We start from the raw sequence: 21,901 nt of genomic DNA, 5'->3' as shown, positions 1-21,901 counted from the left end.
TAATCAGTGCTGCCGCTTTTCTTTTTCTAAGCTACTTGCGTTTATTCATTAAAATGATTAGTTCGTAGACCAAAGACAATTTCCCTACTGATCAGGAGGCTTTTCAGTAGTTATGTAAATCTCAAAACAGAGGTTCAGTTCATGTCAGAACATGTAGTTGTCATTGGTGCTGTTGCACTAGGTCCCAAGGCGGCCTGCCGTTATAAAAGAATCAGGCAGGATGCCCGCGTTACCCTCATCGACAGGGACGAAATTTTCTCCTACGGCGGTTGCGGTATCCCTTACTTTGTCTCCGGAGATGTGTCCGAGGCTAACCAGCTTCGTACCACCGCTTTCCACATGGTTCGTGATGAGCCGTTTTTCAACGACATCAAAGGCGTGGAAGTGCTTTCTTCCACCGAAGCCACCAAGATCGACCGTGAAAACAAGCAGGTTCAGATCAAGAACCTGAAGACCGGCGAAGAGAGTGTTCTGGATTACGATCAGCTCGTGATCGGTACCGGAGCCACCCCCCGCAAGCTCGGCCTTCCCGGTGAAGACCTTGAAAACGTTTTTTACGTCGGCAATATGCATGACGCTGAAAAGATCAAGGAAGGTATTACCAAGGGCCAGTACGGCAAAGCTGTTGTCGTTGGTGCCGGATTTATCGGTCTTGAAATGGCTGAAGCATTTTCCGACATGTGGGGCATTGAAACCACAGTAGTTGAAATTTTTGATCAAATTCTGCCCCGTATGTGCAGCCCGGTGCTGGCACAAATGGGTCAGAAACACATGGAAGAAGAAGGTGTATCCTTCAAACTCGGCCAGACCGTTTCCAAGATTGAAGGTGACGGCAAGGTTGAGCGCGTAATTACCTCTGACGGTGAAGTTGAAGCGGATATAGTCATCATCTCTGCCGGTGTTATCCCCAACGACAGCCTTGCTCGTGACTGCGGTCTTGAATGCAGCGAGCGCGGCGGCATCTTGGTTGATGAAACCATGCGTACTTCCGATCCACTGATTTTTTCCGGTGGTGACTGCGCAATCATCAAGAATGCAGTTGACGGTTCCCCCCTGTTTCTGCCCATGGGCTCAATGGCTAACAGACAGGGCCGCGTAATCGGCGGTAACCTTGCCGGACGTAAAGAGACTTTCCCCGCAGCAGCAGGTTCATGGTGTGTGAAGATTTTCGAACGGGCCATGTCCGGTACCGGAATGAGTCTCGGTGCCGCAAAACAGGCCGGCTTTGATGCTATCAGCGTTATGCTGATCATGGCTGACCGTGCCCATTTCTATCCTGAAAAGGATATGATGACTCTTGAAATGGTTGTGGATAAGACCACCCGCCGTGTTCTCGGTATTCAGGGGGTTTCTGCAGGCGGTGACGCTCTTGTCGGCCGTATCAATGCAGTTGCGGCAATCATGAAATATGAACCCAAGATCGAAGATGTCAGCAACCTTGAAGTTGCTTACTCCCCGCCGTTTGCTTCTGCCATGGATGTGCTCAATGCCATTGCGAACATGGCTGATAATGCTGTTTACGGAATGAACCATGGCAGCGGTCCGGATGCTTTCGCCGAGCTTTGGGCTGATCGCGAAAGCGGAAAATACTGCTTCCTTGATGTTCGTGAAAAAGCAGATGCTGAACCTTTCCTCGAAAAGTATCCCGAATATTGGCACAATATCCCGCAGGGCGAAATCCCCAGAAGGTACGAAGAATTGCCTAAGGATAAGAAACTGGTGCTGGTCTGCAACACCGGTGGTCGTTCTTACGAAGCACAGATCATGCTTGATGCTCTTGGCTTTGAAGAGGTTCACAACACTCATGGTGGAATGGCGGTTATCAAGGCTTACGGCGTTGATATCTAGCTTAAATATAGTTGTATTGAAAACGCCGTCTCTTTATAAGGGACGGCGTTTTTTTGTTTTAATATAGTATGTTGACAGTTTTTAGGCTTAAGGTGAACCTGTTAACAGACATTAGAGTATTTTTTTGAATTTGAAGTTGCTATGGTTTTTTATTTATTTTATTGTATAGAGTAGAAATTAAACAAATTGTAGGCATTGAATTATATTTAACTTTGATACTGTGCAAGTGAGGGGATATGAGGTTTCTAATTATTGACGATGATGAAACCGTCCACATGTATTTGAGTAAATTGCTCTCACCGTATGCCCGCTGTGAGGCAGTTTTCAATGGAGCAGATGCCATTGAACTCTATAAAAAGGCTTATGAAGATGAAGACCCGTTTGATACGGTTTTTATGGATATTCTTATGCCTGAAATGGACGGTCATGAGGCGACCAAGAAGTTGCGTAATCTGGAAAAGGAAATGAAAGTTGATGGACCGGATGAATTCAAGCTGGTCATGATCACTTCCCTGAAAGATACAAAGAATGTCAGTCAGGCGTTCTTTAAAGGTTACGCCAGCTGTTATATCGTGAAACCGTTCAATAAGGTGCAGGTCATGAATGAGCTGCGCGAGAATAATATTCTTTAAAAAGATTTTGACTGATAAGCTGTTTTTGAAAAGCGGGGCCTGTGGAGGGCCCCGCTTTTTATTTAGAGAAGTTCGTCAATGACGGCGATAAAGAAGCTTGCCGCAACAGGCAGGATTTTATCATTGAAATCGTATTTGCTGTTGTGCAGGGCAGCAGAGTCGGAACCGTTGCCGATCCAGACATAGCAGCCCTTGGTGTGCTTCATGAAGAAGGCATAGTCTTCCGCAGCCATGGATGATTCCATGTCGGTGACGACGTTATCTGCGCCGACAACCTTTTCCGCTGCTTTCAAGCCTATTTCGGGTACCGAGTTGACCAGTACCGGGTGTTTGCGGACATAATCCAGCTCCGCTTCAACCCCGTACATAATCGCAGCACCCTTGGCTACCTGACCTATTGATTCTTCAATAAGATCCTGAACCTCTTCATTGCAGGTTCGGACGTTACCCTGAACCATGACCCGGTCGGGAATACCGTTGCGCATGCTCCCGCCATGCACCTGAGTGATGGAAATCACTCCGCGTTCGTGGGAAGGGACCTTGCGGACGATAATGGACTGCAAGCCCTTGATGATGTCCGCCACTGCTGCAAATGGCTCATTGCTCACGTGGGGCATGGAGGCGTGTCCGCTCTTGCCGGTTACATGAATTTCAAAGCGGTCTTCGGATGCCATGCAGGCTCCGTTGTGAACAGCAATTTTTCCGGTTTCAAGTCCGGGCCAGTTATGGAACCCAAACATGTAATCCACTTTGTATTTATCAAAGAAACCGTCCTCTATGACCCTGAGCGCACCTTCGTATCCTTCTTCTCCGGACTGGAAAAGAAGGAGCACTGTGCCGTTGAAGTCACGGTGCTTGGAAAGGTAGGCCGCAAGGGCAATCAAAGATGTGCAGTGCCCGTCATGACCGCAGGCGTGCATCCTGCCTTCCACTTGGGATTTGTGGGCGAAGTCATTTTCTTCGTCCATCTCAAGGGCATCGAAATCAACGCGGAAGGCCACGGTAGTGTCGCCATCACCGCCTTTTACTTCAGCTACAACAGAGTTCACACCGCAATCGGAGTAAGGAATACCGTACTCATCAAGTTTGGACTTGATCATTTTTGCGGTTTCCACCGTATCCAGTCCAACCTCGGGGTTACGATGGATGTTGCGGCGGATTTCCTTCATTTCGTCAAGAAGGGCAAGAACTTCGGAATTCAAAGCCATCTAAATGTCTCCCATGAACTTGAGCACGCTCTGGGCAATGGCAGCGGAGCCGATGTAAGTGGAGATCATGACGAAGATACTTACGATGACAATGCGCCAGCCGCTTTTCTTGAAGGTGTCTAGATCCTTACCGATAGCCACACCGGCATAGGCGAGGATAGGAGTGGTCAGAGCCAGAAAGTGAACTTTGGCTACGTATGCATTAACAGTTTCGGACATGGGAAATCCCGGAAGGCTGACAATAACGCCGTAAGTAATGACGAAGAGCACAGAAGGGATTTTTTTGAATACAAACATGTTGGTGGCAACACCTGCAATGCAGAGCAGAAGCAGGATGCCCATACCGGGCAGGGCTTCCACCATGTTGTTGTTAAAGCCCACATGGTTACCGATAAGGACCATGATGCTTACCAGAACGAGAACGGCTGCGGATTCTATAAGATTTTGCTGCTTAGTCATTACACGGCCTCCGGAGCAGTTTTATATTTGAGTTTATAGATGTAGTTGTAGAGCTTGTTGGACATGGGCAGGGCCATAATCAAGGACATGTATACGCCGTCGATTCCGGAAAGGGTGTTACTTGCCACGCCGAAAGCCTGAATCTGTTCAGCCATTGCCGGGTAAGCGGCGCTGAGGCTACCAACTGATGCAGTCATCATACTTGCGCTACCAACACCGGAAGCCATTGCCAGTGCATAGGGATGGAAGATTTCAAAGGCTGCGAGGAAGGAGGCCATCAGACCGAAGAAGATGGTTCCGAAAACAGTACCGCAGATGTATACGCCCATTACGCCGCGTCCTTCAGCGGAGTCGAGGCCGTAGATATCACCGATGAGAGCCACGTTGGGTTCACGTGCGATGGAGTGGGCCGCGCCAACAGCTTCGCGTTTCAGGCCGAGGTACATGGCAATGGGGATACCAAGGAGCAGGGTGGCAATGTTACCGAACTCCTGCAGGACCAGAGCGGGGCCGGCCTTAAGGATTTCAAAGAATTTAGGACCTACGAGGGTGCCGTAACGCGCCATGAGCAGGAGCAGGGTCAGGCCGACGAGGGTGCTGGCCTGAAACATATCCTTTTCCTTAACGACCTTGCAGAATTTGGGGCCGAGGAAGATACCGATAAACATTGCGTAAAGCATGGGCAGCAGGACGAGTTTACCCGGACCTACTTTAAAAGTCATGATTCCTATGAGTTCGGAAACTACCACCAGGGCAAGAACCACAAGGTGCAGTTTTACATTTTTCACAGCTTCATTCATAAAACACTCCACTGATGTTGGCTGCACTGGGCAGCCGGAAAGTTGTTGAACAAAAAGCCTTTTCAGGCAAGACCATAATTTATTTTCGGACACGACATAAATGTGTCCGAAACTCCGCCGAAAAAAAGCAGATTCCCTTAAATCAACAGGCGGACCATCTTTTTGGGACGGCCTACCTGATTTGCCACTTCCCTGCCGTTGATTTCTGCAAAACCGCTGTCCAGAAACTTTTTCAGCACCCGGCGCGCACTGCGTTCTCCAATTCCGAGGCAGGCGGCAAAGTCTGAGGAGTCAAAAGTGTCTTTACGGGTTTTGTCCATAAGGGATCTGATTTTATCCAGATAGCTGGGGCTGATGCCGATCTTTTTCGACATCTTAAGCAACCTGTCGTCAACGACATGGGTGCTGTATTCCAGCTCATCTTCCTCACCGATAGGGCCGCGAATCTGGGTGCCCTCGACAACAAAAAGGCCTCCTTTGTCGAATTTTGCGGCGTTATCCAGAGCTTTCCGGGCTGATTTCTCCGCCTCAAAGGCTGTGGCCCCGATACCGATGCCGGAAGAAAAAATTATATTACGTTCCCGCCCCCAGCTCAGCAGTCTTTCAAAGTGTTCCCGGTGCGGGATGCTGTCGATGAGTCCACGGGTGGAAAATATTACGTATTCCTCGGTTCCGAAATTAAAAAGACTGCCCTGAATGGCGCGAACGTATTCGAGGAGTTCCAGATAGAATCTTCCCCCGTTCTTCATGTCATCGTACTGGTTAATGGAACTGCGGGTGATGGATTTGAGTTTTACCAACTGGATTGCGATTCCGGCGGACCGCAGGCTCAGGTTCTTGATTCGTCCGGTCAGCCGGGTCAGTGAATCCCTGATCTGCAAGGTGCTGGCGTAGAGCCTGAAGACCGGAAGGCCTCGTTTCTGTAGTTCGCTGTATACATAGCCGAACCCGGTGGCGATTGCCTCGACTTTGCCTGATTTGTAAAGTTCAATATGGCGGTTTAAATATTCCTGTTCGCTGAGGTGCAGGGCAAAGGGCATGGAATGGATGTCCTCCAGTTCCACTCCGAATTCGCGTACAACTTCCACCAGAATATCATCACTGACCACATCGATACTGAGTCTTCCGGATTTGATGCCTTTTCTACTCATTTCCGATAGGACCCGCAGCAGGCTGTAGCCGCCGCGCTGGATGTGCTCATATGGATTTGTGACAGTCCCCCGGGCCTTGGCTCCTTCCTGCACTGCGATTCCAGTGAAGAGGGTTCCGCTGGTTTCCCGCTGGCATTGTTCAAGCACTTCCCACGAATCTTCAGCCCGTTCCCGCACATATGTGAGCAAGGTAATTTCCGGGCAGCATCTGGCAGCTACCTCTTTGACAAGATTAATGGAATCGGAAGGGCCGATACAGCCTATTTTCATTGCAGACATCTTGAGTGGGGATTTTTGTTGTTTTTGTTGCGGATTGCGTAGTGTGTTGGCCAGTAGTCAATTTAGGCTCTGTCATAAATATGACCTAAATAAAAATCAATCTGCCGTCAGAAAGTAAGGGTGTCAAGCTGAGAGGGAAAGTCTGTGCTTGCCTCAAGCCCGTTATTATCTGGTTTTAGATTTGTTTTGCGTTAAGTTTTATGATTTGTTTTGCTTCTTGGGTTGCGCGAAAACGTTTATATTTCGCATTTCGTAAAAAAATAATTTTTTAAGTATGCTTTTGCGTGGGCTAAATAAGTGTAAGTGCTTATTTGTGTGCTGTTATGGATCACATTGTTTTGATACTTTGATGTGTATCTCTGAAGGAATTGTTGACCCCTCTCTGGTGACAGGATAATTAGTTTAACAAATATTTATGCCAAGGAGTTGCATTATGTTGAAAAATAGAATTCTTGCTCTCTGCCTTGTTCTTTCCATGTGCGTAGCTGTTTCCGGTTGCGCGGCTGTTGTTCTTGGCGGGGCGGCAGCTGGTGGTACATATGTTTTTGTCACCGGTCAGGCCAAACAGAAATTTAATGCCGATCTGGGCAGCACTTACCAGGCAGCGCTTAAGGCTTGTCAGAATCTGAATTTGAAGGTGGAAGAGAATAAGAAAAGGCTCAGTGATGCTTCCATTAAAGCGAAAGATGTTGATACAACCGTGCTCATCGATTTAGAATATGTTTCTTCCAAGGTCACAGAAGTGTCTGTCAGGTATGGTATTCTTGGAGATGAGGGTGCTTCCCGAAGGATTTTAGCGGCGATTAATAAGAATTTCTAACTGTTTTTAAGCAAATAAATACCCATAGGCATCCTGCATAAAGCAGGGTGCCTTTTTTTGTCTTCATCCCCCCTTATGGATCAATTTAAAGGGGGGATCGTCTGGGGGCGTCTGCTCTGAGAATGGGAGGGAAGACGGTCTGCGACCATTTATTTCTTGCTTCTTGCTGAATCCATTTGGCGGAAATCAGCATTCATGATGAACGTGCGGTTGTCCTGAGTGTTCCAGTTGTCATTTGAAATCATGAACAGGTCATTCTTGTCCTTCAAGTTTATGATCGGGCAGGCCGTAACTTTAGGCTTTGTTTCCGGACTCTTGTTCTGCTTCATGGCTTCCTCCGTTGGTTAAATGGTGTTTTCACCTATTAAGAATATAACCTCTACAGCGGAACAAAACAACGCTTCAGAGCAAAAAAAATGGACAAAACAGCAATGCGCTTGAATTGTTTGGATATTTTGTTTTTGTACTTAACTATTTGTAATTGTTTTACTTATTGATTTGATGTGTACATAATGACATAAAATACAAAGACTAATTAGCGGGTTGTTTTTTAAGTTCAAACAGGCTCAGCAAAGTGTGTTGAACCGGGGAGAAGTTGTCGTCGGAAATTATGTAGATCCACTGGTTGCCGTCATCATCACTGATGATGTCCATGCCTTCGTAATTGTCGCGGGGAATGGGAAGATTTATTTCACAAAACAGTTCAGGACTAAGTGTGGCTCCCTCAGTGATTTTGTCTCTATCTATAGTGCAGAAACGGGTGCCCAGTGTCCTTGGGCCTTGGTACTTTCGCTCGAGGATGAGAATTTTTCCGTTAGCTAGTTTTCCGGCTGATGTCGGGCGGTAAGCAGAGTTTCGTTCGTACTTAAAGTTGATCCACTTGCCATTTTTCAGCAATGCTCCCTTCGAGAAAGGACCTGCAGAACTATCACCCTCGCTAAGCACGAAGATACTGTTGTCATGCAGCCGAAGCATTGCTTCAATCCCACCGTTCTCAGGTAAATCTGTGAGTTGTTTTGGGAGTGGCAGAGCTGTTGCTTTTCCCGAAAGATAGAGAGGTTCACCGGAATTATAGTGGTAAATGCGGTGGACACGTTCAAATGCTACGAGGTAGCCGGGATTTATTGTGTCGTCCGGACTTTGGTTTGGGGCTCGGCATAGTGCTTCGCTGTCAGCGTAATATTTTATGGCAAAAGTTTTGCCTTCAGTATTGAGTAACTGGCCTAATTCAGCTTTGCGTTCAACATCTTTTAGAAATCCTGATTTGGTGTAGCTAAGGGAACCTTTCAGCCAAAACCCCATATCCGATATTGCCAAAAAGGTTTTGCGGTCCTTGCTGAGTAACAGGTCGGAAAATCCTCCAAAGGCGGGATAAGGGCTGTTTAAAAGCAGAGTTCCCCTGTATTTGAGTTCGGGGTGGGGTAGTTCTGTTGTTCCTGCAGTCAGCGGTCCTTCTTGTTCACTTACTAATATTATGGGGATCGGATTGAGTTCCGGTTGGGCCGGATTATCAAGCTCTGTGGATGCTCCGACAAGCATGGAGAGAGGAGTGCAGCAGAGGATGAGAATGAAGATAATGATTTTTTTCATTTTTTTCTCCAGAAGAAGGAGTTTTTGAATTATAAGATACGCAGATAACGTAAATTTTGATTAAATGCGGTACGTTTCTTGTATATTGTAAAAGCTGAACAGGGAAGCTTTTGAGGGAGTGAGTTTGACAAAAATATCCCGGCTGGCCCCTAGTCTTAGGCATATTAACTGGAGAACATGGAAAGTGAAACATATATTCACTGTAACTTTGCTTATTTTAAGCATATTTATTTCTTCTGTCGCTCAGGCTGAAAGTGAGAAACGCAACGTTCTTTACCTGAACTCGTATCAGAACGGCTATAGGTGGTCGGATGATATCCTTGATGGTTTGCGTGATACATTTGCTTCCAGCGGGCTTAATATTGACCTGCATATCGAGTATATGGACACAAAACGTTTCAAGGATCGGGATTTTATGGAAATCCTGCATTCATATTATGTGTTCAAATATCAGAAGTACAAGTTCTCAGCTATTGTTGTTTCCGATAACAATGCCTTAAATTTCATGCTTCGCTACAGGGATACTTTCTTTCCCGGTGTTCCGGTTATTTTCTGCGGTATTAATGATTTTCGTCCGGAACTTATTGAAGGTCTGGATAATTATTGCGGGGTTCTGGAAAACCCGGATATCAAAGATAATATCGACCTTGCCCTGAAGATCAATCCGAACCTCAATAAGATTGTTGTGGTGGGTGACCAGTCAGTTACATCGCAGGCTATCAGGGCTCAGATAATGCAAGCAGAACCGCTCTTTAAGGGTGTTTTAAATTTTGAATATTGGAATGATATGCCGCTGGTGGATCTGCTGGCCAATTCCCGGACCATGAGCAAGAACGAAATTTTGCTTTTTACCCCTTTCTATAAAGGGGCGCACGGGGAACTCCTCTCTTCCGAAGAAGTGCTTAATATTATTTACCAGAATTCCCCGGTGATGATTTTCAGTGTCTGGGAATTTTTGCTTGGCCATGGCATCGTGGGCGGCAAGCTACTTTCCGGTAATGATCAGGGGCGCAAGGCCGCTGAAATGGCTCTTCACGTGCTTAAGACGGGTAAGATGCCGGAGCAAAGGGTTATCAAGGCGACCAATGAATACTATATGTTTGATTACAATGTCTTGGAACGGTTTAAGATCAATAGCGATATACTTCCGGAAGACAGTGTCATAATCAACGAGCCTGACTATTTCTACAAACTGGACAAGCAGGTCTTTTGGACTATTATCGTCTCCATTCTTGGGCTGAGTATGATTCTGGTCATGCTGATAATTTCTATTTTGCAACGGCGTAAAGTGGAAAAACGCATTAAGGCTCAGCTTTCGTTTCAGGAAATCCTTATGGATACCATTCCATTGTTGATTTGCTGGAAGGATAAAAAGCAGCGCTATTTGGGCGCCAACCATTCCTTCACCGACTTTTTCGGGCTTGGTTCGCCTTGGGCTCTGGTTGGTTTAAATGACTCGGAGATTGACCTCCACCGCAGGTTTGCGGAGCAGGCTGCGGTCTGGGACAAGAAGGTTCTGCAGTCCGGCAAGCCGCGTATGGGCATTAACTGGTCATTAATTCGTGATGGGGAAGATCCGGTCTGGCTGGAGATCAACAAGGTTCCTCTATACAATGAAAAAGGGGAGGTTGTAGGCACTCTTTCCACTGCTGAGGATGTAACCCGTAAGGTCAACCTTGAAAAGCAGCTCTTGCAGTCCCAGAAGATGGAGGCTATCGGAACTCTTGCCGGTGGTATTGCCCACGATTTTAATAATATCCTGACCTCTATCATGAACTCGGTGGAGCTGGCCTTAAGCGATATTGAGGAAGGCACCATCACTTGGAAGGACCTTGACCGTGCGATTAAAGCCGCACAGCGCGGCAGCCGGGTGGTTAAGCAAATCCTGACTTTCAGCAGGCCTTCACAGGAAGGATTCAAGCCCACCGATATCGGAGAGGTGGTTAAGGAAACAGTCGACTTTATTAAGGCTTCCCTGCCGCGAAATATTCGGGTATCAGCCAATGCCCCTGAGGGAGCGCCGTTGGTTATGGCCGACCCGACCCAGATTCATCAGGTGATCATGAACCTGTGTACCAACTCTTTTCATTCGCTGAAAGGACGGGGCGGGCGCATCGATGTTACCTTGACGACTGTCGAAGTCGAGGATGAGCAGGCCCAGTTCATGCGCGTGGCCCCCGGAGTTTATCTGCGGTTGGAAATCTCTGATAATGGACCGGGGATTCCTGTTGAAATACTGGATAAGATTTTCGATCCCTTTTTTACCACCAAGGGCAAGGCAGAAGGAACCGGGCTGGGGCTGGCCGTTGTGCACGGCTTGATCAAGGGGCATGGCGGAGGTATCTCCGTGAGCAGTACTCCTGACGTTAAAACCTCATTTGAAATTTATCTTCCGGTGCAGGGACAGCTGCGTGATACTGCCCGCAAGAGTTATGGTGCCTTGCCCATGGGGCAGGAGAATATCCTCTTTGTGGAGGACGATGAGGATCAGCTGGAAACCACACCCCGGATTTTGGAAAGCCTTGGCTATATGGTTACAGCCCTTGCTTCCCCGGAAAAAGCGTTTAACTTGATTGTGGACGAGCCCGGGCGGTTTGATTTGATGATAACAGACTACGATATGCCGACCACCAACGGTCTGGAGTTGGCCCGTATGGTTCAGGATGTAGCCCCGGACCTGCCTATTTTGGTTGTTTCCGGCAGGCGCAATGTGCTTAGTTACGTAGCTGATGTTGAATATGATGTTAAGAGTGTCAGGAAGGTTCTTATGAAGCCTTACAATAAAACAATTATTGCTGACGCAATTCGAGAAGTTCTTTCTTCTACGGAGAACATAGATGGGTAGAATTCTGATTATCGATGATGATGTTCAGGTTTGTGAAACTATTGAGAGTCTTATTGCCCGGACAGGGCATGAGGCGGTCAGTTCTTACAACTTGAGGGACGGCCTTTCCAGGGTTCAGTCTGGTGATTTTGATCTTGTGTTCCTGGATATCTCTCTTCCAGATGGGAATGGCCTTGATTACTTACAGCAGGTTAAGGATTCTTCCGGCAATCCTGAGGTTATCATCCTGACCGGTAAGGGTGATGCTGACGGAGCAGAACTGGCTATTCAAGGCGGGGCTTGGGATTTTTTGGTTAAGCCTTCCTCTGTAAAGCAGATTACCCTTTCCATGCGCAGGGCACTTGAATTTCATGAAGAGAAGCAGAACAAGGCCCATTGTGTAGCCCTAAATCTGGATAATATTGTTGGTAAGAGTGCTGAAATCAAAGGGTGTTATGATCTGGTGGCCCATGCTTCCGGGTCAGATGCAAACGTACTGGTTAACGGTGAAACCGGGACCGGTAAGGAGCTTTTCGCTCAGACTATCCATGAAAATTCCAAACGTTCGGGGAATAATTTTGTGGTGGTGGACTGTGCCTCCCTGACTGAGACTCTGGTCGAGAGTACTCTTTTCGGACATAAGCGCGGATCTTTTACCGGGGCGCAGGCCGACCGTAAGGGACTCATTCCTCTTGCTGACAAGGGGACCCTGTTTCTTGATGAAGTAGGGGAGATGCCCCTCGCAGTGCAGAAATCCTTTCTCAGGGTTTTGCAGGAACGAACCTACCGTCCGGTTGGCGAGAACAGGGAGTTCAAGAGTGATTTCAGACTCATCGCCGCAACAAACCGTGACCTTGAAGCCATGGTTGCACGTGGTGAATTCAGGCAGGATCTGCTTTACCGGATTCAGACTATTTATATCCACCTGCCGTCCCTGCGTGAGAGGGAAGGGGATATCCGTGAGCTGACTGCTTTCCATCTCTCCCGTCTCAGTGCGCATTACGGTGTGCCTCCCAAGGTTGCCAGTTCAGATTTTTATGATGTGCTCGACAATTACGACTGGCCCGGTAACGTGCGGCAGCTGTTTAACGTCGTAGAGCAGGCTTTTGTGGCTTCCGGGTCCGGCAACACCATTTATGCCATGCATCTTTCCGATGCCCTGCGTATTAAAATGGCTAAATCAAATCTCAGGAAGAGCGGTAAAGCTTCTTTGGAAGAGGTTAATTCTGTTGTAAAGGCTGCGCCTGAGTCGCCTGTTCAACCGGTGTCTGAAAAAACAGACTTGTCCGGACTGAATCAGAATTCAGTTTTTGATAATGCAGTGTCCGAAATACTTACTGAAGAACTCCCCCCGCTCAAAATTTTTAAGGGTATGGCAGAGAAAAAGTACCTTGAAGAGCTGCTCTTGAGACATGAAGGAGATACAGCAACAATCCTCAAAATATCAGGTCTTTCTCGTTCTCATTTTTATGCTTTGCTAAAGAAGCACGGTATAAATGATTAGTGTTAGTAAGTGCCTGTTATGAAATGCGAAGTATAAAATAATCATTGAATAAGTGTTCAGTCTGGTTTTTAAGACTAAGCCTTGTCTTTTTTTGAGGACAAGGCTTTTTTTGTGTGCTTTGGACAGGAGCCGTTGGGATGCGGGCTTTTCTACCAATGTTTCAGTCCAGTGACAGGGAAATGGTATTTTAAAGGCATTTTACGAGTGTCTTAAATTTCGGACAAAAGATGAGCATTCACTCACGAATGTTAAGGGTTGTGTTAGTTAACCGCCTGAATATCCGGACTTTTGCCTTTTCTTTTGAACTTGGCACGCAAATTGATAACAGGGGCTTATGTGAGTGTTCAACCTTGCGCCTTGGGTTCCGATTGTTTCAGCAAGGTTTTTATTACTCGGTGAGGTTACTACATTAAATCTCTTAAGGAGCTTACTTAATGGCTAAGAACATGAAAACTATGGATGGTAACACAGCTACCGCTCACGTTTCCTACGCGATGAGTGACACAGCAGCCATCTATCCCATCACTCCTTCATCCACCATGGGTGAAGTCGCAGAAGAGTGGGCAGCACAGGGCCGCAAGAACATCTTCGGTCAGGTTCTCAACGTAAAACAGCTTCAGTCTGAAGCTGGTGCTGCCGGTGCCGTTCACGGTGCTCTCGCAGCTGGTGCTCTTACTTCTACTTATACTGCATCGCAGGGTCTCCTGCTTATGATCCCCAACATGTACAAAATTTCCGGTGAACTTCTTCCCGGTGTTTTTCATGTTTCCGCTCGTGCAATCGCTGCACAGGCACTCTCCATCTTCGGTGATCATCAGGACGTAATGGCTTGCCGCCAGACCGGTTTTGCGATGCTGGCATCCAGCTCCGTACAGGAATGTATGGACATCGCCCTTATTTCCCACCTCGCATCCATCGAATCCAGCGTGCCTTTCCTGCACATGTTTGATGGTTTCCGTACCTCCCACGAAATCCAGAAGATCGAAGTTATCGATTACGAAGACATGAAGTCTCTGGTTGACTGGGACGCTGTTGCAGCTTTCCGCGCAAGAGGAATGAATCCTGAGAATCCCTCCATCCGCGGTACTGCTCAGAACCCTGATATTTACTACCAGGCACGTGAAGCAGCGAACGGTTTCTACGACCAGCTCCCCGCTATTGTAACCAGCTGCATGAAGAAAGTCGGCGACCTGACCGGTCGTTACTACAAGCCTTTTGACTACGTGGGGCACCCCGAAGCCGAAAGAGTTATCGTTGCCATGGGCTCCGGCTGTGAAGCCATTGAAGAAGTTGTTAACAAGCTCGTTGCTGACGGCGAAAAAGTCGGTCTCATTAAAGTCCGCCTGTACCGTCCATTCCTTACCGAGTACTTCCTCAACGTTCTGCCCGCAACCTGCACCAACATCACTGTACTGGACCGCACCAAAGAGCCTGGCGCTCTCGGCGATCCCCTGTACCAGGATGTTTGCACCGCATTCATGGAAAGCGGCATGAGCCCCGTGATTACCGCTGGTCGTTACGGCCTCGGTTCCAAAGAGTTCCGCCCCAACATGGTTAAAGCTGTATTCGACAACATGAAAGCAGCTGGTCCCAAGAATCACTTCAACGTTGGTATCGAAGATGACGTTACCAACACATCCCTCGCAGTTGGTCCCGATATGGACACCACTCCCGAAGGAACTGTTCAGTGTAAGTTCTGGGGTCTCGGTGCTGACGGTACTGTCGGTGCTAACAAGCAGGCTATTAAAATCATCGGTGACAAAACCGATATGTACGCACAGGGATACTTCGCTTACGACTCCAAGAAGTCCGGCGGTATCACCATGTCCCACCTGCGTTTCGGCGACAGCCCCATCCAGTCCACTTACCTTGTAAGCAGCGCTGACTTCATCGCATGCCATAACTCCAGCTACGTACACCAGTACGACCTGCTCGAAGGCATCAAAGACGGCGGAACTTTCCTGATCAACTCCCCCTGGTCTGCAGAAGACATGGAGAAGGAACTTCCCGCTGAACTGCGCCGCACCATCGCTGAGAAAAACCTCAAGTTCTACACCATCGACGCTGTTAAAATCGCAGCTGAAGTAGGTCTTGGCGGCCGCATCAACATGGTAATGCAGACTGCATTCTTCAAGCTTGCTGATGTTATTCCTTTTGAAGACGCTGTTGCGTACCTCAAAGAATCCATCAAAAAAGCATACGGCAAGAAAGGTGACAAGATCGTCAACATGAACAACGCTGCTGTTGACCAGGCTGTTGCCAACCTTGTTGAAATCAATGTTCCTGAATCTTGGAAAGACCTCACTGATGACGAAGCGGCCGTATCTGATGATCCGGCATTCATCACCGATGTTGTCCGTCCCATCCTTGCTCAGAAAGGTGACAACCTGCCTGTTTCCGCTTTTGAGCCTGACGGCCTCTTCCCTCTTTCCACTGCTCAGTACGAAAAGCGCGGCGTTGCTATCAACGTTCCCGAATGGCTGCCTGAAAACTGCATCCAGTGTAACCAGTGTGCATTTGTTTGCCCTCACGCTGCTATCCGCCCCGTGCTCGTATCTGATGAAGAGCTGAAAGACGCTCCTGAGTCCTTCAAAACCATCGATGCTAAAGGTAAAGAGATCAAAGGTCTCAAATACCGCATGCAGGTTTACGCTCAGGACTGCCTCGGCTGCGGTAACTGCGCAGACATCTGCCCCGCAAAAGAATCCGCTCTGGTTATGAAGCCCACCGCTTCCCAGCTCGGCACTGAAGTTCCCAACCTTGATTTTGCCATGACCATCCCCGAAAAGGATAACCTCATGAGCAGAACCACTGTTAAGGGGTCACAGTTCCAGCGTCCGCTGATGGAATTCTCCGGTGCATGTTCCGGCTGTGGTGAAACTCCCTACGTTAAGACTCTCACCCAGCTCTTCGGTGAGCGTATGATCATCGCTAACGCCACCGGTTGTTCCTCCATCTGGGGTGCATCCGCTCCGACTACTCCTTACTGCACCAACAAGAACGGTCACGGTCCCACCTGGGGCAACTCCCTGTTCGAAGATGCAGCTGAGTTCGGATACGGTATTGAAATGGGTATCTCCCACCGTCGTGAAAAACTGGCTGACCTCGTGACTGAAGCTGTCGAAGCAGGCGTTCCCGCTGAACTCGAAGCTGACATGAAGGCATGGCTGGAAAACAAAGACAATTCCGCTCTCTCCGAAGAGTACGGTCAGAAAGTGGTGGACGGCATCTACGGTGCTCCCCAGACCGAACTTCTCGCTGAGATCGCTGACATGGAAGACCTGTTCACCAAGAAATCCCTCTGGGTATTCGGTGGTGACGGTTGGGCATACGACATCGGCTTCGGCGGTGTTGACCACGTCCTCGCTTCCGGTCGCGATATCAATATCCTCGTAATGGATACTGAAGTATACTCCAACACCGGTGGTCAGTCCTCCAAGGCTACTCCTCTCGGCTCCATCGCCAAGTTCGCAGCTGGTGGTAAGAACACCGGCAAGAAAGACCTCGGCCGCATGATGATGAGCTACGGTTACGTATACGTTGCTTCCGTATCCATGGGCGCTAACAAGCAGCAGTTCATGAAGGCAATCCAGGAAGCTGAAGCTTACCCCGGTCCTTCTCTCGTAATCTGCTACGCTCCCTGCATCAACCAGGGTATCAGAAAGGGTATGGGTAAAACCCAGCTCGAAATGAAGCTCGCAGTAGATTCCGGTTACTGGCCGCTCTACCGCTTCAACCCCCTGCTTGCTGACGAAGGCAAGAACCCCTTTGTTCTGGAGTCCAAAGCTCCTGACGGAACCATGCAGGAGTTCATGGCCGGCGAAAACCGCTACGGCCTGCTCGAGCGCATCAACCCCGAAGCATCCAAAGAGTACCGCGCTAAAATCGAAAAAGATTATAACGAAAGGTACGAAATCTTGAAATACATGGCTGACGCTGATTACAGCGGAAGCAAATAGCACCACCCGCGCCTGCGGACGGCCCTGCACAGGTGGGCCGTCCGCAGCACCCCCTCTATCTGCGAATTGTGGAAGGTGTCGTAGAAAGAGGAGGGCAGGGTAAAAAGTCGCTTCAACAGACTTTCAAAAAACGTTGAGTCGTTGTCGTCTTTATGTGGTATGATGAAGGAGTTTTCATCAGAGGACGGCAAGAACAAAGGCATTTCTTATGCTTAAGGAGGAAACATGTCTGTAGGAATTTTAGCCCTCGTTGCGATCATCCCGATCGTACTGGCTCTGGTACTGATGGTCGGCCTGCGCTGGCCCGCTACTAAAGCTATGCCCGTTGCATGGCTCTCTGCTGTTGCAGGCGCAATTGCTGTCTGGAACCTGCCCGCAACTTACGTTGCTGCTCTTACCGTTCACGGTTTTATCACCGCTATCGGCGTCCTGATCATTGTATTCGGGGCTATTATCATTCTCTATACTCTGCAATATTCCGGCGGTATGGAAACCATTCAGTACGGTTTTCAGGGTATCAGCCGTGACCGTCGCGTACAGGTTCTTATCATCGGTTACCTGTTTGCCGCATTCATCGAGGGTGCCGCAGGTTTCGGTACTCCCGCAGCTCTGGCAGCTCCGCTGCTTCTCAGCCTCGGGTTCCCCCCCTTGTGTGCAGTTGTAATGTGTCTGGTTTACAACTCCTTCCCCGTAACCTTCGGTGCTGTTGGTACCCCTGTTATTCTCGGATTTAAATACCTGACTTCTTATGTTGACCAGGCTATTGCAGCAGCAGTTCCCGGCCTGAACTTCCACTCCATGGAAGCTTTCAACGCTATCGTCGGTCAGTGGGCAACCGTAATGCACGTTCCCATGATTTACATCCTGCCCATCTTCATGCTCGGCTTCATGACCCGTTTCTTCGGTGAAAACAAGAGCTGGTCTGAAGGTTTCGGCGCATGGAAATTCTCCCTTTTCGCATCCACCGCTTTCACCGTTCCTTACCTCCTTACCGCTTGGTTCGTAGGACCCGAGTTCCCCTCACTGCTTGGTGGTCTCGTAGGTCTCGGTATCGCTGTCTTCGGTGCTAAGAAAGGTTTCTGCGTACCTGAACAGACCTGGGACTTCGGCCCTGCTTCCACTTGGGATGCTGAATGGACCGGTTCCGTTTCCGCTGAAAACTCTGGTGAATTTAAAGCTCACATGAGTCAGTTCAAGGCATGGACCCCTTACATTCTTATCGGTCTCATCCTTGTTATCACTCGTATCCCCGAGCTCGGCCTGAAAGGCATGCTCGCAGGTGTTGCAATTCCCTTTAAGCACATCCTCGGTTTTGAATCCGTAAACAACTCTATCAAGGTTCTGTACCTCCCCGGTACCATTCCTTTCGCACTGGTTGCAGTACTGACTATCTTCATCCACGGCATGCCTGCTGACAAAGCAGCTACCGCTTGGAAAGAAGCAATCGCAAAAATGAAGAACCCCACCATCGCACTGTTCTTCTCCGTAGCGCTGGTATCCATCTTCCGCGGTTCCGGTATTGCTGATGCAGCACTGAACCCCAACGGTTACATGTCCATGCCTCTGGCACTGGCTGAAGCTGTTTCCGGTCTCGCCGGTCACACCTGGCCCATGTTCGCATCCTTCGTTGGTGGTCTCGGTTCCTTCATCACCGGTTCTAACACCGTATCCGACCTGCTCTTCGCTGAATTCCAGTGGGGCGTAGCCGCTAAACTCGACCTGCCTCGCCAGATTATTGTAGCAGCGCAGGGTGTTGGTGGCGCAATGGGTAACATGATCTGCATCCACAACATCGTTGCAGCATGTGCTGTTGTCGGTCTCTCCGGTATGGAAGGCCAGATCCTTAAGCGTACCGTATGGCCCTTCCTCGTATACGGTGTGGTTGTAGGTATCGTAGCTTGCGTACTTTCCTTCGTAATGTACCCGACTCTGTTCTAATTAAATAACGTCCCCTCAGGGTCGGAGACGGCTCCGGCCCTGAGAGTTTGATTAGTCCAGATTGATTCATATAATTGATTGTTTTTTAGATTCAGGAGCAAAAAAAACATGTCCAACGCTAAATTAGCCAAAGACTTTGAAAAGATTGTAGGTGCTGGAAACGTCATGCACGAAGAGGCTGACCTCCACGCATACTCTTACGATTCCGCGGTACTCGATCCCCAGGTACCATCACTCGTAGTAAAACCTACCACCACCGAACAGCTCGGTCCCGTAACCAAGCTTTGTAACGAACACGGCCTGCCCATGACCGTTCGCGGCGCAGGAACAAACCTCTCCGGCGGCACCATTCCCCATCCCGGCGGTGTTGTTGTTCTGACCAACGGTCTCAACAAAATCCTCGAAATCAACGAGCAGGACCTCTACGCAGTAGTAGAACCCGGTGTTGTAACTGCACAGTTTGCAGCACAGGTTGCTTCTAAAGGACTTTTCTATCCCCCGGATCCGGGTTCCCAGGCTGTTTCCACCATCGGTGGTAACGTTGCTGAGAACGCAGGCGGACTCCGCGGACTCAAATACGGTGTTACCAAAGATTACGTCATGGGTATGGATTTCTATGATGTAAACGGTGACCTGATTAAATCCGGTTCCCGCACTGTTAAGTGTGTTACCGGTTACAACCTTGCTGGCCTCATGGTTGCTTCCGAAGGAACTCTGGGTGTGTTCTCCAACATAATCCTCAAGCTCGTTCCTCCGCCGAAGGCATCCAAGGCTATGATGGCTGTGTTCCCCGATGTTCACAAAGCATCTGAAACCGTTGCTTCCATCATCGCGAACCACATCGTTCCCTGTACCCTCGAATTCCTTGATAACTCCACCATCCGTTACGTGGAAGACTTCACCAAGGCCGGCCTGCCCACTGATGCTGGCGCTATCCTGCTCATCGAAGTTGACGGTCACCAGGCTGAAGTCATCGAAGATGCAGAAAAAGTTGTTAAAATCTGCCAGAAGTGCGGTGCCAACGAAGTTAAGATGGCAGAAACTGCTGAAGAGCGTGAAGCTCTCTGGACTGCTCGTCGTAACGCTCTGCCTGCTCTTGCACGTGCGAAACCGACTACCGTTCTCGAAGATGCAACCGTTCCCCGCTCCCAGATTCCTGCAATGATGGAAGGTCTGGAAAAGATCGCTGCTAAATACAAAATCGACATCGGAACCTTCGGTCACGCCGGTGATGGTAACTTGCATCCCACCATTCTCTGTGACAACCGCGATAAGGAAGAATTCCACCGCGTTGAAGAAGCAGTTAACGAAATCTTTGATGTTGCCTTGTCCCTCAAGGGAACCCTTTCCGGCGAACACGGAATCGGTATGGCAAAATCCAAGTGGATGGAAAAAGAAACTTCCAAGGCTACCCTTGAGTACTCCCTGAAAATGAAGCGTGCTATTGATCCTAAGGGCATTCTGAACCCCACCAAGATCATCGGAGACGTATAGCATGGAAGATCTCAAGCAATTAGCTCAAAACCTCATGGAGCTGGATGACCAGATGGTCGCCTGCATGAAGTGCGGTATGTGTCAGGCAGTATGTCCTGTTTTCGCCGAAACCATGCAGGAAGCTGACGTGACCCGCGGCAAGATTGCTCTTCTCGAGAAGCTTGCCCACGAAATGGTCAAAGACGCTGATCAGGTAAACGAAAAGCTTAACAGATGTTTGCTTTGCGGTTCCTGCGCAGCCAACTGTCCTTCCGGCGTTAAGATTATGGACATCTTCATGAAGGCGCGCGTTATCGTTACCGCCTACAAGGGACTTTCTCCCGCCAAGAAGATGATCTTCAAAGGACTGCTTACCCGTCCCAAGCTCTTTAACACTCTGACCGAAATGAGTGCGAAGTTTCAGGGCCCGTTTGCAAAGATCGCCGACCAGGCCTCCGGTGCTGCAAGCTGTGCCATGCTGAATCCGCTGCTCGGTGAACGTCACTTTATGCCTCTGGCCAAGAGACCTTTCCGCAAGGACTATCCTGAACTGGATACCCCCCGCGGTAAGAGCGGCCTCAAGGTAGCTTTCTACCCCGGCTGTGTTGTTGATAAGATGTTCCCCAATGTCGGTCATGCGGCAATCAAGATTCTGGAACACCACGGCGTCGGAATCTTCCTGCCCAAGGGACAGGCATGCTGCGGTATCCCCACACTGGCTTCCGGTGACCAGGATACCATGGTTGCCCTCATGAAGCAGAACATCAAGGCTTTCGAAAACGGAACCTATGATTATCTGGTGACTCCCTGTGCTACCTGCACAGCCACCCTGCATGAGACCTGGCCTAAGATGTGTGAAAACGAAGATCCCGTTTTCATTGAAAAAGTAAAGGATCTTGCAGCTAAGACTATGGACATTAACGCATTCCTCGTTGATATCGTGGGCGTTAAGGCTCCTGCAGAATCCAAGAAGGGCGGAAAGGTCGTTACCTACCACGATCCCTGTCACCTCTCTAAATCCCTTGGTGTTACTGCACAGCCCCGTACCTTGCTGAAATCAAGCGACAAGGTTGAATTCAAAGAAATGAACGAAGCTAACCGTTGCTGCGGTTGCGGTGGTTCCTTCAACCTTTACCACTACGACCTATCCAAGAGTATCGGTGAGCGCAAAGCGGGCAACGTCCGTGATGCCGGTGCTGATATTGCTGCGACCGGTTGCCCTGCTTGCATGATGCAGCTCGGCGACATGCTGTCCCAGACCGGTGGTGGAGTAGAGGTAAAACACGTCCTTGAAATCTACGCCGATTCCCTGAAGTAGTATACGAAAGTAGTCCAGAATGATTTCATTCTGGACTACTTCACTAAAAAAAGTTCAAATAGGGATTGGCTGGAAACAATTTTCCGGGTTTGTAGGAT

At 48.9% G+C, this 21,901-nt stretch carries 15 protein-coding genes; 9 read left to right on the top strand and 6 right to left on the bottom strand.

Annotation, left to right across the window (positions count from 1 at the left end):
• The first annotated feature begins 141 nt into the window (after positions 1 to 141).
• Entirely contained in the window at positions 142 to 1,848 is a 1,707-nt protein-coding gene (locus ACO05Z_RS13230; protein WP_421902653.1) for an FAD-dependent oxidoreductase, read from the top strand.
• Positions 1,849 to 2,084: 236 nt separating this feature from the next.
• Positions 2,085 to 2,480 (top strand): response regulator, encoded by a 396-nt coding sequence (locus ACO05Z_RS13225; RefSeq protein ID WP_421902652.1) that lies wholly within the window; start codon positions 2,085 to 2,087, stop codon positions 2,478 to 2,480.
• A gap of 62 nt (positions 2,481 to 2,542) precedes the next feature.
• On the opposite strand, the gene ACO05Z_RS13220 is transcribed toward ACO05Z_RS13225, so the two are convergent.
• The 4 genes from ACO05Z_RS13220 to ACO05Z_RS13205 all read right to left on the bottom strand — a co-directional run bounded on the left by ACO05Z_RS13220 (position 2,543) and on the right by ACO05Z_RS13205 (position 6,368).
• A complete protein-coding gene (locus ACO05Z_RS13220) occupies positions 2,543 to 3,688 on the bottom strand; it encodes an amidohydrolase (RefSeq protein WP_421902651.1) in 1,146 nt (381 codons plus the stop codon).
• A complete protein-coding gene (locus ACO05Z_RS13215; protein ID WP_421902650.1) occupies positions 3,689 to 4,147 on the bottom strand; it encodes a hypothetical protein in 459 nt (152 codons plus the stop codon).
• The gene (locus tag ACO05Z_RS13210) at positions 4,147 to 4,947 is read right to left on the bottom strand and encodes a DUF3100 domain-containing protein (RefSeq protein WP_421902649.1); all 801 of its coding nucleotides are present in this window, start codon (positions 4,945 to 4,947) and stop codon (positions 4,147 to 4,149) included. Before ACO05Z_RS13210 ends, ACO05Z_RS13215 begins: the two co-directional genes overlap by 1 nt.
• Before the next feature lie 137 nt (positions 4,948 to 5,084).
• On the bottom strand, positions 5,085 to 6,368 hold the full coding sequence (locus ACO05Z_RS13205; RefSeq protein WP_421902648.1) for a hypothetical protein: 1,284 nt from the start codon (positions 6,366 to 6,368) through the stop codon (positions 5,085 to 5,087).
• 442 nt (positions 6,369 to 6,810) lie between these two features.
• On the opposite strand from ACO05Z_RS13205, the gene ACO05Z_RS13200 reads away from it, so the two are divergent.
• Positions 6,811 to 7,197, top strand: a complete 387-nt coding sequence (locus tag ACO05Z_RS13200) for a DUF3568 domain-containing protein (protein ID WP_421902647.1) — start codon at positions 6,811 to 6,813, stop codon at positions 7,195 to 7,197.
• Between the two features lie 149 nt (positions 7,198 to 7,346).
• On the opposite strand, the gene ACO05Z_RS13195 is transcribed toward ACO05Z_RS13200, so the two are convergent.
• Complete coding sequence (locus tag ACO05Z_RS13195; RefSeq protein WP_421902646.1) at positions 7,347 to 7,526, bottom strand: hypothetical protein; 180 nt, start codon at positions 7,524 to 7,526, stop codon at positions 7,347 to 7,349.
• Positions 7,527 to 7,728: 202 nt separating this feature from the next.
• Entirely contained in the window at positions 7,729 to 8,787 is a 1,059-nt protein-coding gene (locus ACO05Z_RS13190; RefSeq protein ID WP_421902645.1) for an esterase-like activity of phytase family protein, read from the bottom strand.
• Between the two features lie 184 nt (positions 8,788 to 8,971).
• On the opposite strand from ACO05Z_RS13190, the gene ACO05Z_RS13185 reads away from it, so the two are divergent.
• The 6 genes from ACO05Z_RS13185 (at position 8,972) to ACO05Z_RS13160 (ending at position 21,803) form a co-directional block, all read left to right on the top strand.
• Positions 8,972 to 11,632: an ATP-binding protein gene (locus ACO05Z_RS13185; RefSeq protein WP_421902644.1), complete on the top strand. Its 2,661-nt coding sequence runs from the start codon at positions 8,972 to 8,974 to the stop codon at positions 11,630 to 11,632.
• The gene (locus tag ACO05Z_RS13180) at positions 11,625 to 13,115 is read left to right on the top strand and encodes a sigma-54-dependent transcriptional regulator (protein ID WP_421902643.1); all 1,491 of its coding nucleotides are present in this window, start codon (positions 11,625 to 11,627) and stop codon (positions 13,113 to 13,115) included. Before ACO05Z_RS13185 ends, ACO05Z_RS13180 begins: the two co-directional genes overlap by 8 nt.
• 434 nt (positions 13,116 to 13,549) lie before the next feature.
• Positions 13,550 to 17,074, top strand: coding sequence for a pyruvate:ferredoxin (flavodoxin) oxidoreductase (gene nifJ, locus ACO05Z_RS13175; RefSeq protein ID WP_421902642.1), 3,525 nt, complete (start codon positions 13,550 to 13,552; stop codon positions 17,072 to 17,074).
• A 225-nt stretch (positions 17,075 to 17,299) separates the two neighbouring features.
• The gene (locus tag ACO05Z_RS13170) at positions 17,300 to 19,012 is read left to right on the top strand and encodes an L-lactate permease (RefSeq protein ID WP_421902641.1); all 1,713 of its coding nucleotides are present in this window, start codon (positions 17,300 to 17,302) and stop codon (positions 19,010 to 19,012) included.
• 108 nt (positions 19,013 to 19,120) lie between these two features.
• Positions 19,121 to 20,506: an FAD-binding oxidoreductase gene (locus ACO05Z_RS13165; protein ID WP_421902640.1), complete on the top strand. Its 1,386-nt coding sequence runs from the start codon at positions 19,121 to 19,123 to the stop codon at positions 20,504 to 20,506.
• A 1-nt stretch (position 20,507) separates the two neighbouring features.
• A complete protein-coding gene (locus ACO05Z_RS13160; protein WP_421902639.1) occupies positions 20,508 to 21,803 on the top strand; it encodes a (Fe-S)-binding protein in 1,296 nt (431 codons plus the stop codon).
• Positions 21,804 to 21,901: the final 98 nt, after the last annotated feature.

Origin of the sequence: Maridesulfovibrio sp., from assembly GCF_965230075.1 — a bacterium.
GTDB lineage: Bacteria > Desulfobacterota > Desulfovibrionia > Desulfovibrionales > Desulfovibrionaceae > Maridesulfovibrio.
The sequence above is the reverse complement of the archived record's forward strand: the minus strand, read 5'-3'. Positions and strand labels throughout refer to the sequence as shown.

Excerpts from the sequence above, each read along its gene's own strand:
- ACO05Z_RS13230 (WP_421902653.1), top strand. The coding sequence starts at position 142 with ATGTCAGAACATGTAGTTGTCATTGGTGCTGTTGCACTAGGTCCCAAG.
- ACO05Z_RS13225 (WP_421902652.1), top strand. The coding sequence starts at position 2,085 with ATGAGGTTTCTAATTATTGACGATGATGAAACCGTCCACATGTATTTG.
- ACO05Z_RS13220 (WP_421902651.1), bottom strand. The coding sequence starts at position 3,688 with ATGGCTTTGAATTCCGAAGTTCTTGCCCTTCTTGACGAAATGAAGGAA.
- ACO05Z_RS13215 (WP_421902650.1), bottom strand. The coding sequence starts at position 4,147 with ATGACTAAGCAGCAAAATCTTATAGAATCCGCAGCCGTTCTCGTTCTG.
- ACO05Z_RS13210 (WP_421902649.1), bottom strand. The coding sequence starts at position 4,947 with ATGAATGAAGCTGTGAAAAATGTAAAACTGCACCTTGTGGTTCTTGCC.
- ACO05Z_RS13205 (WP_421902648.1), bottom strand. The coding sequence starts at position 6,368 with ATGAAAATAGGCTGTATCGGCCCTTCCGATTCCATTAATCTTGTCAAA.
- ACO05Z_RS13200 (WP_421902647.1), top strand. The coding sequence starts at position 6,811 with ATGTTGAAAAATAGAATTCTTGCTCTCTGCCTTGTTCTTTCCATGTGC.
- ACO05Z_RS13195 (WP_421902646.1), bottom strand. The coding sequence starts at position 7,526 with ATGAAGCAGAACAAGAGTCCGGAAACAAAGCCTAAAGTTACGGCCTGC.
- ACO05Z_RS13190 (WP_421902645.1), bottom strand. The coding sequence starts at position 8,787 with ATGAAAAAAATCATTATCTTCATTCTCATCCTCTGCTGCACTCCTCTC.
- ACO05Z_RS13180 (WP_421902643.1), top strand. The coding sequence starts at position 11,625 with ATGGGTAGAATTCTGATTATCGATGATGATGTTCAGGTTTGTGAAACT.
- nifJ (WP_421902642.1), top strand. The coding sequence starts at position 13,550 with ATGGCTAAGAACATGAAAACTATGGATGGTAACACAGCTACCGCTCAC.
- ACO05Z_RS13170 (WP_421902641.1), top strand. The coding sequence starts at position 17,300 with ATGTCTGTAGGAATTTTAGCCCTCGTTGCGATCATCCCGATCGTACTG.
- ACO05Z_RS13165 (WP_421902640.1), top strand. The coding sequence starts at position 19,121 with ATGTCCAACGCTAAATTAGCCAAAGACTTTGAAAAGATTGTAGGTGCT.
- ACO05Z_RS13160 (WP_421902639.1), top strand. The coding sequence starts at position 20,508 with ATGGAAGATCTCAAGCAATTAGCTCAAAACCTCATGGAGCTGGATGAC.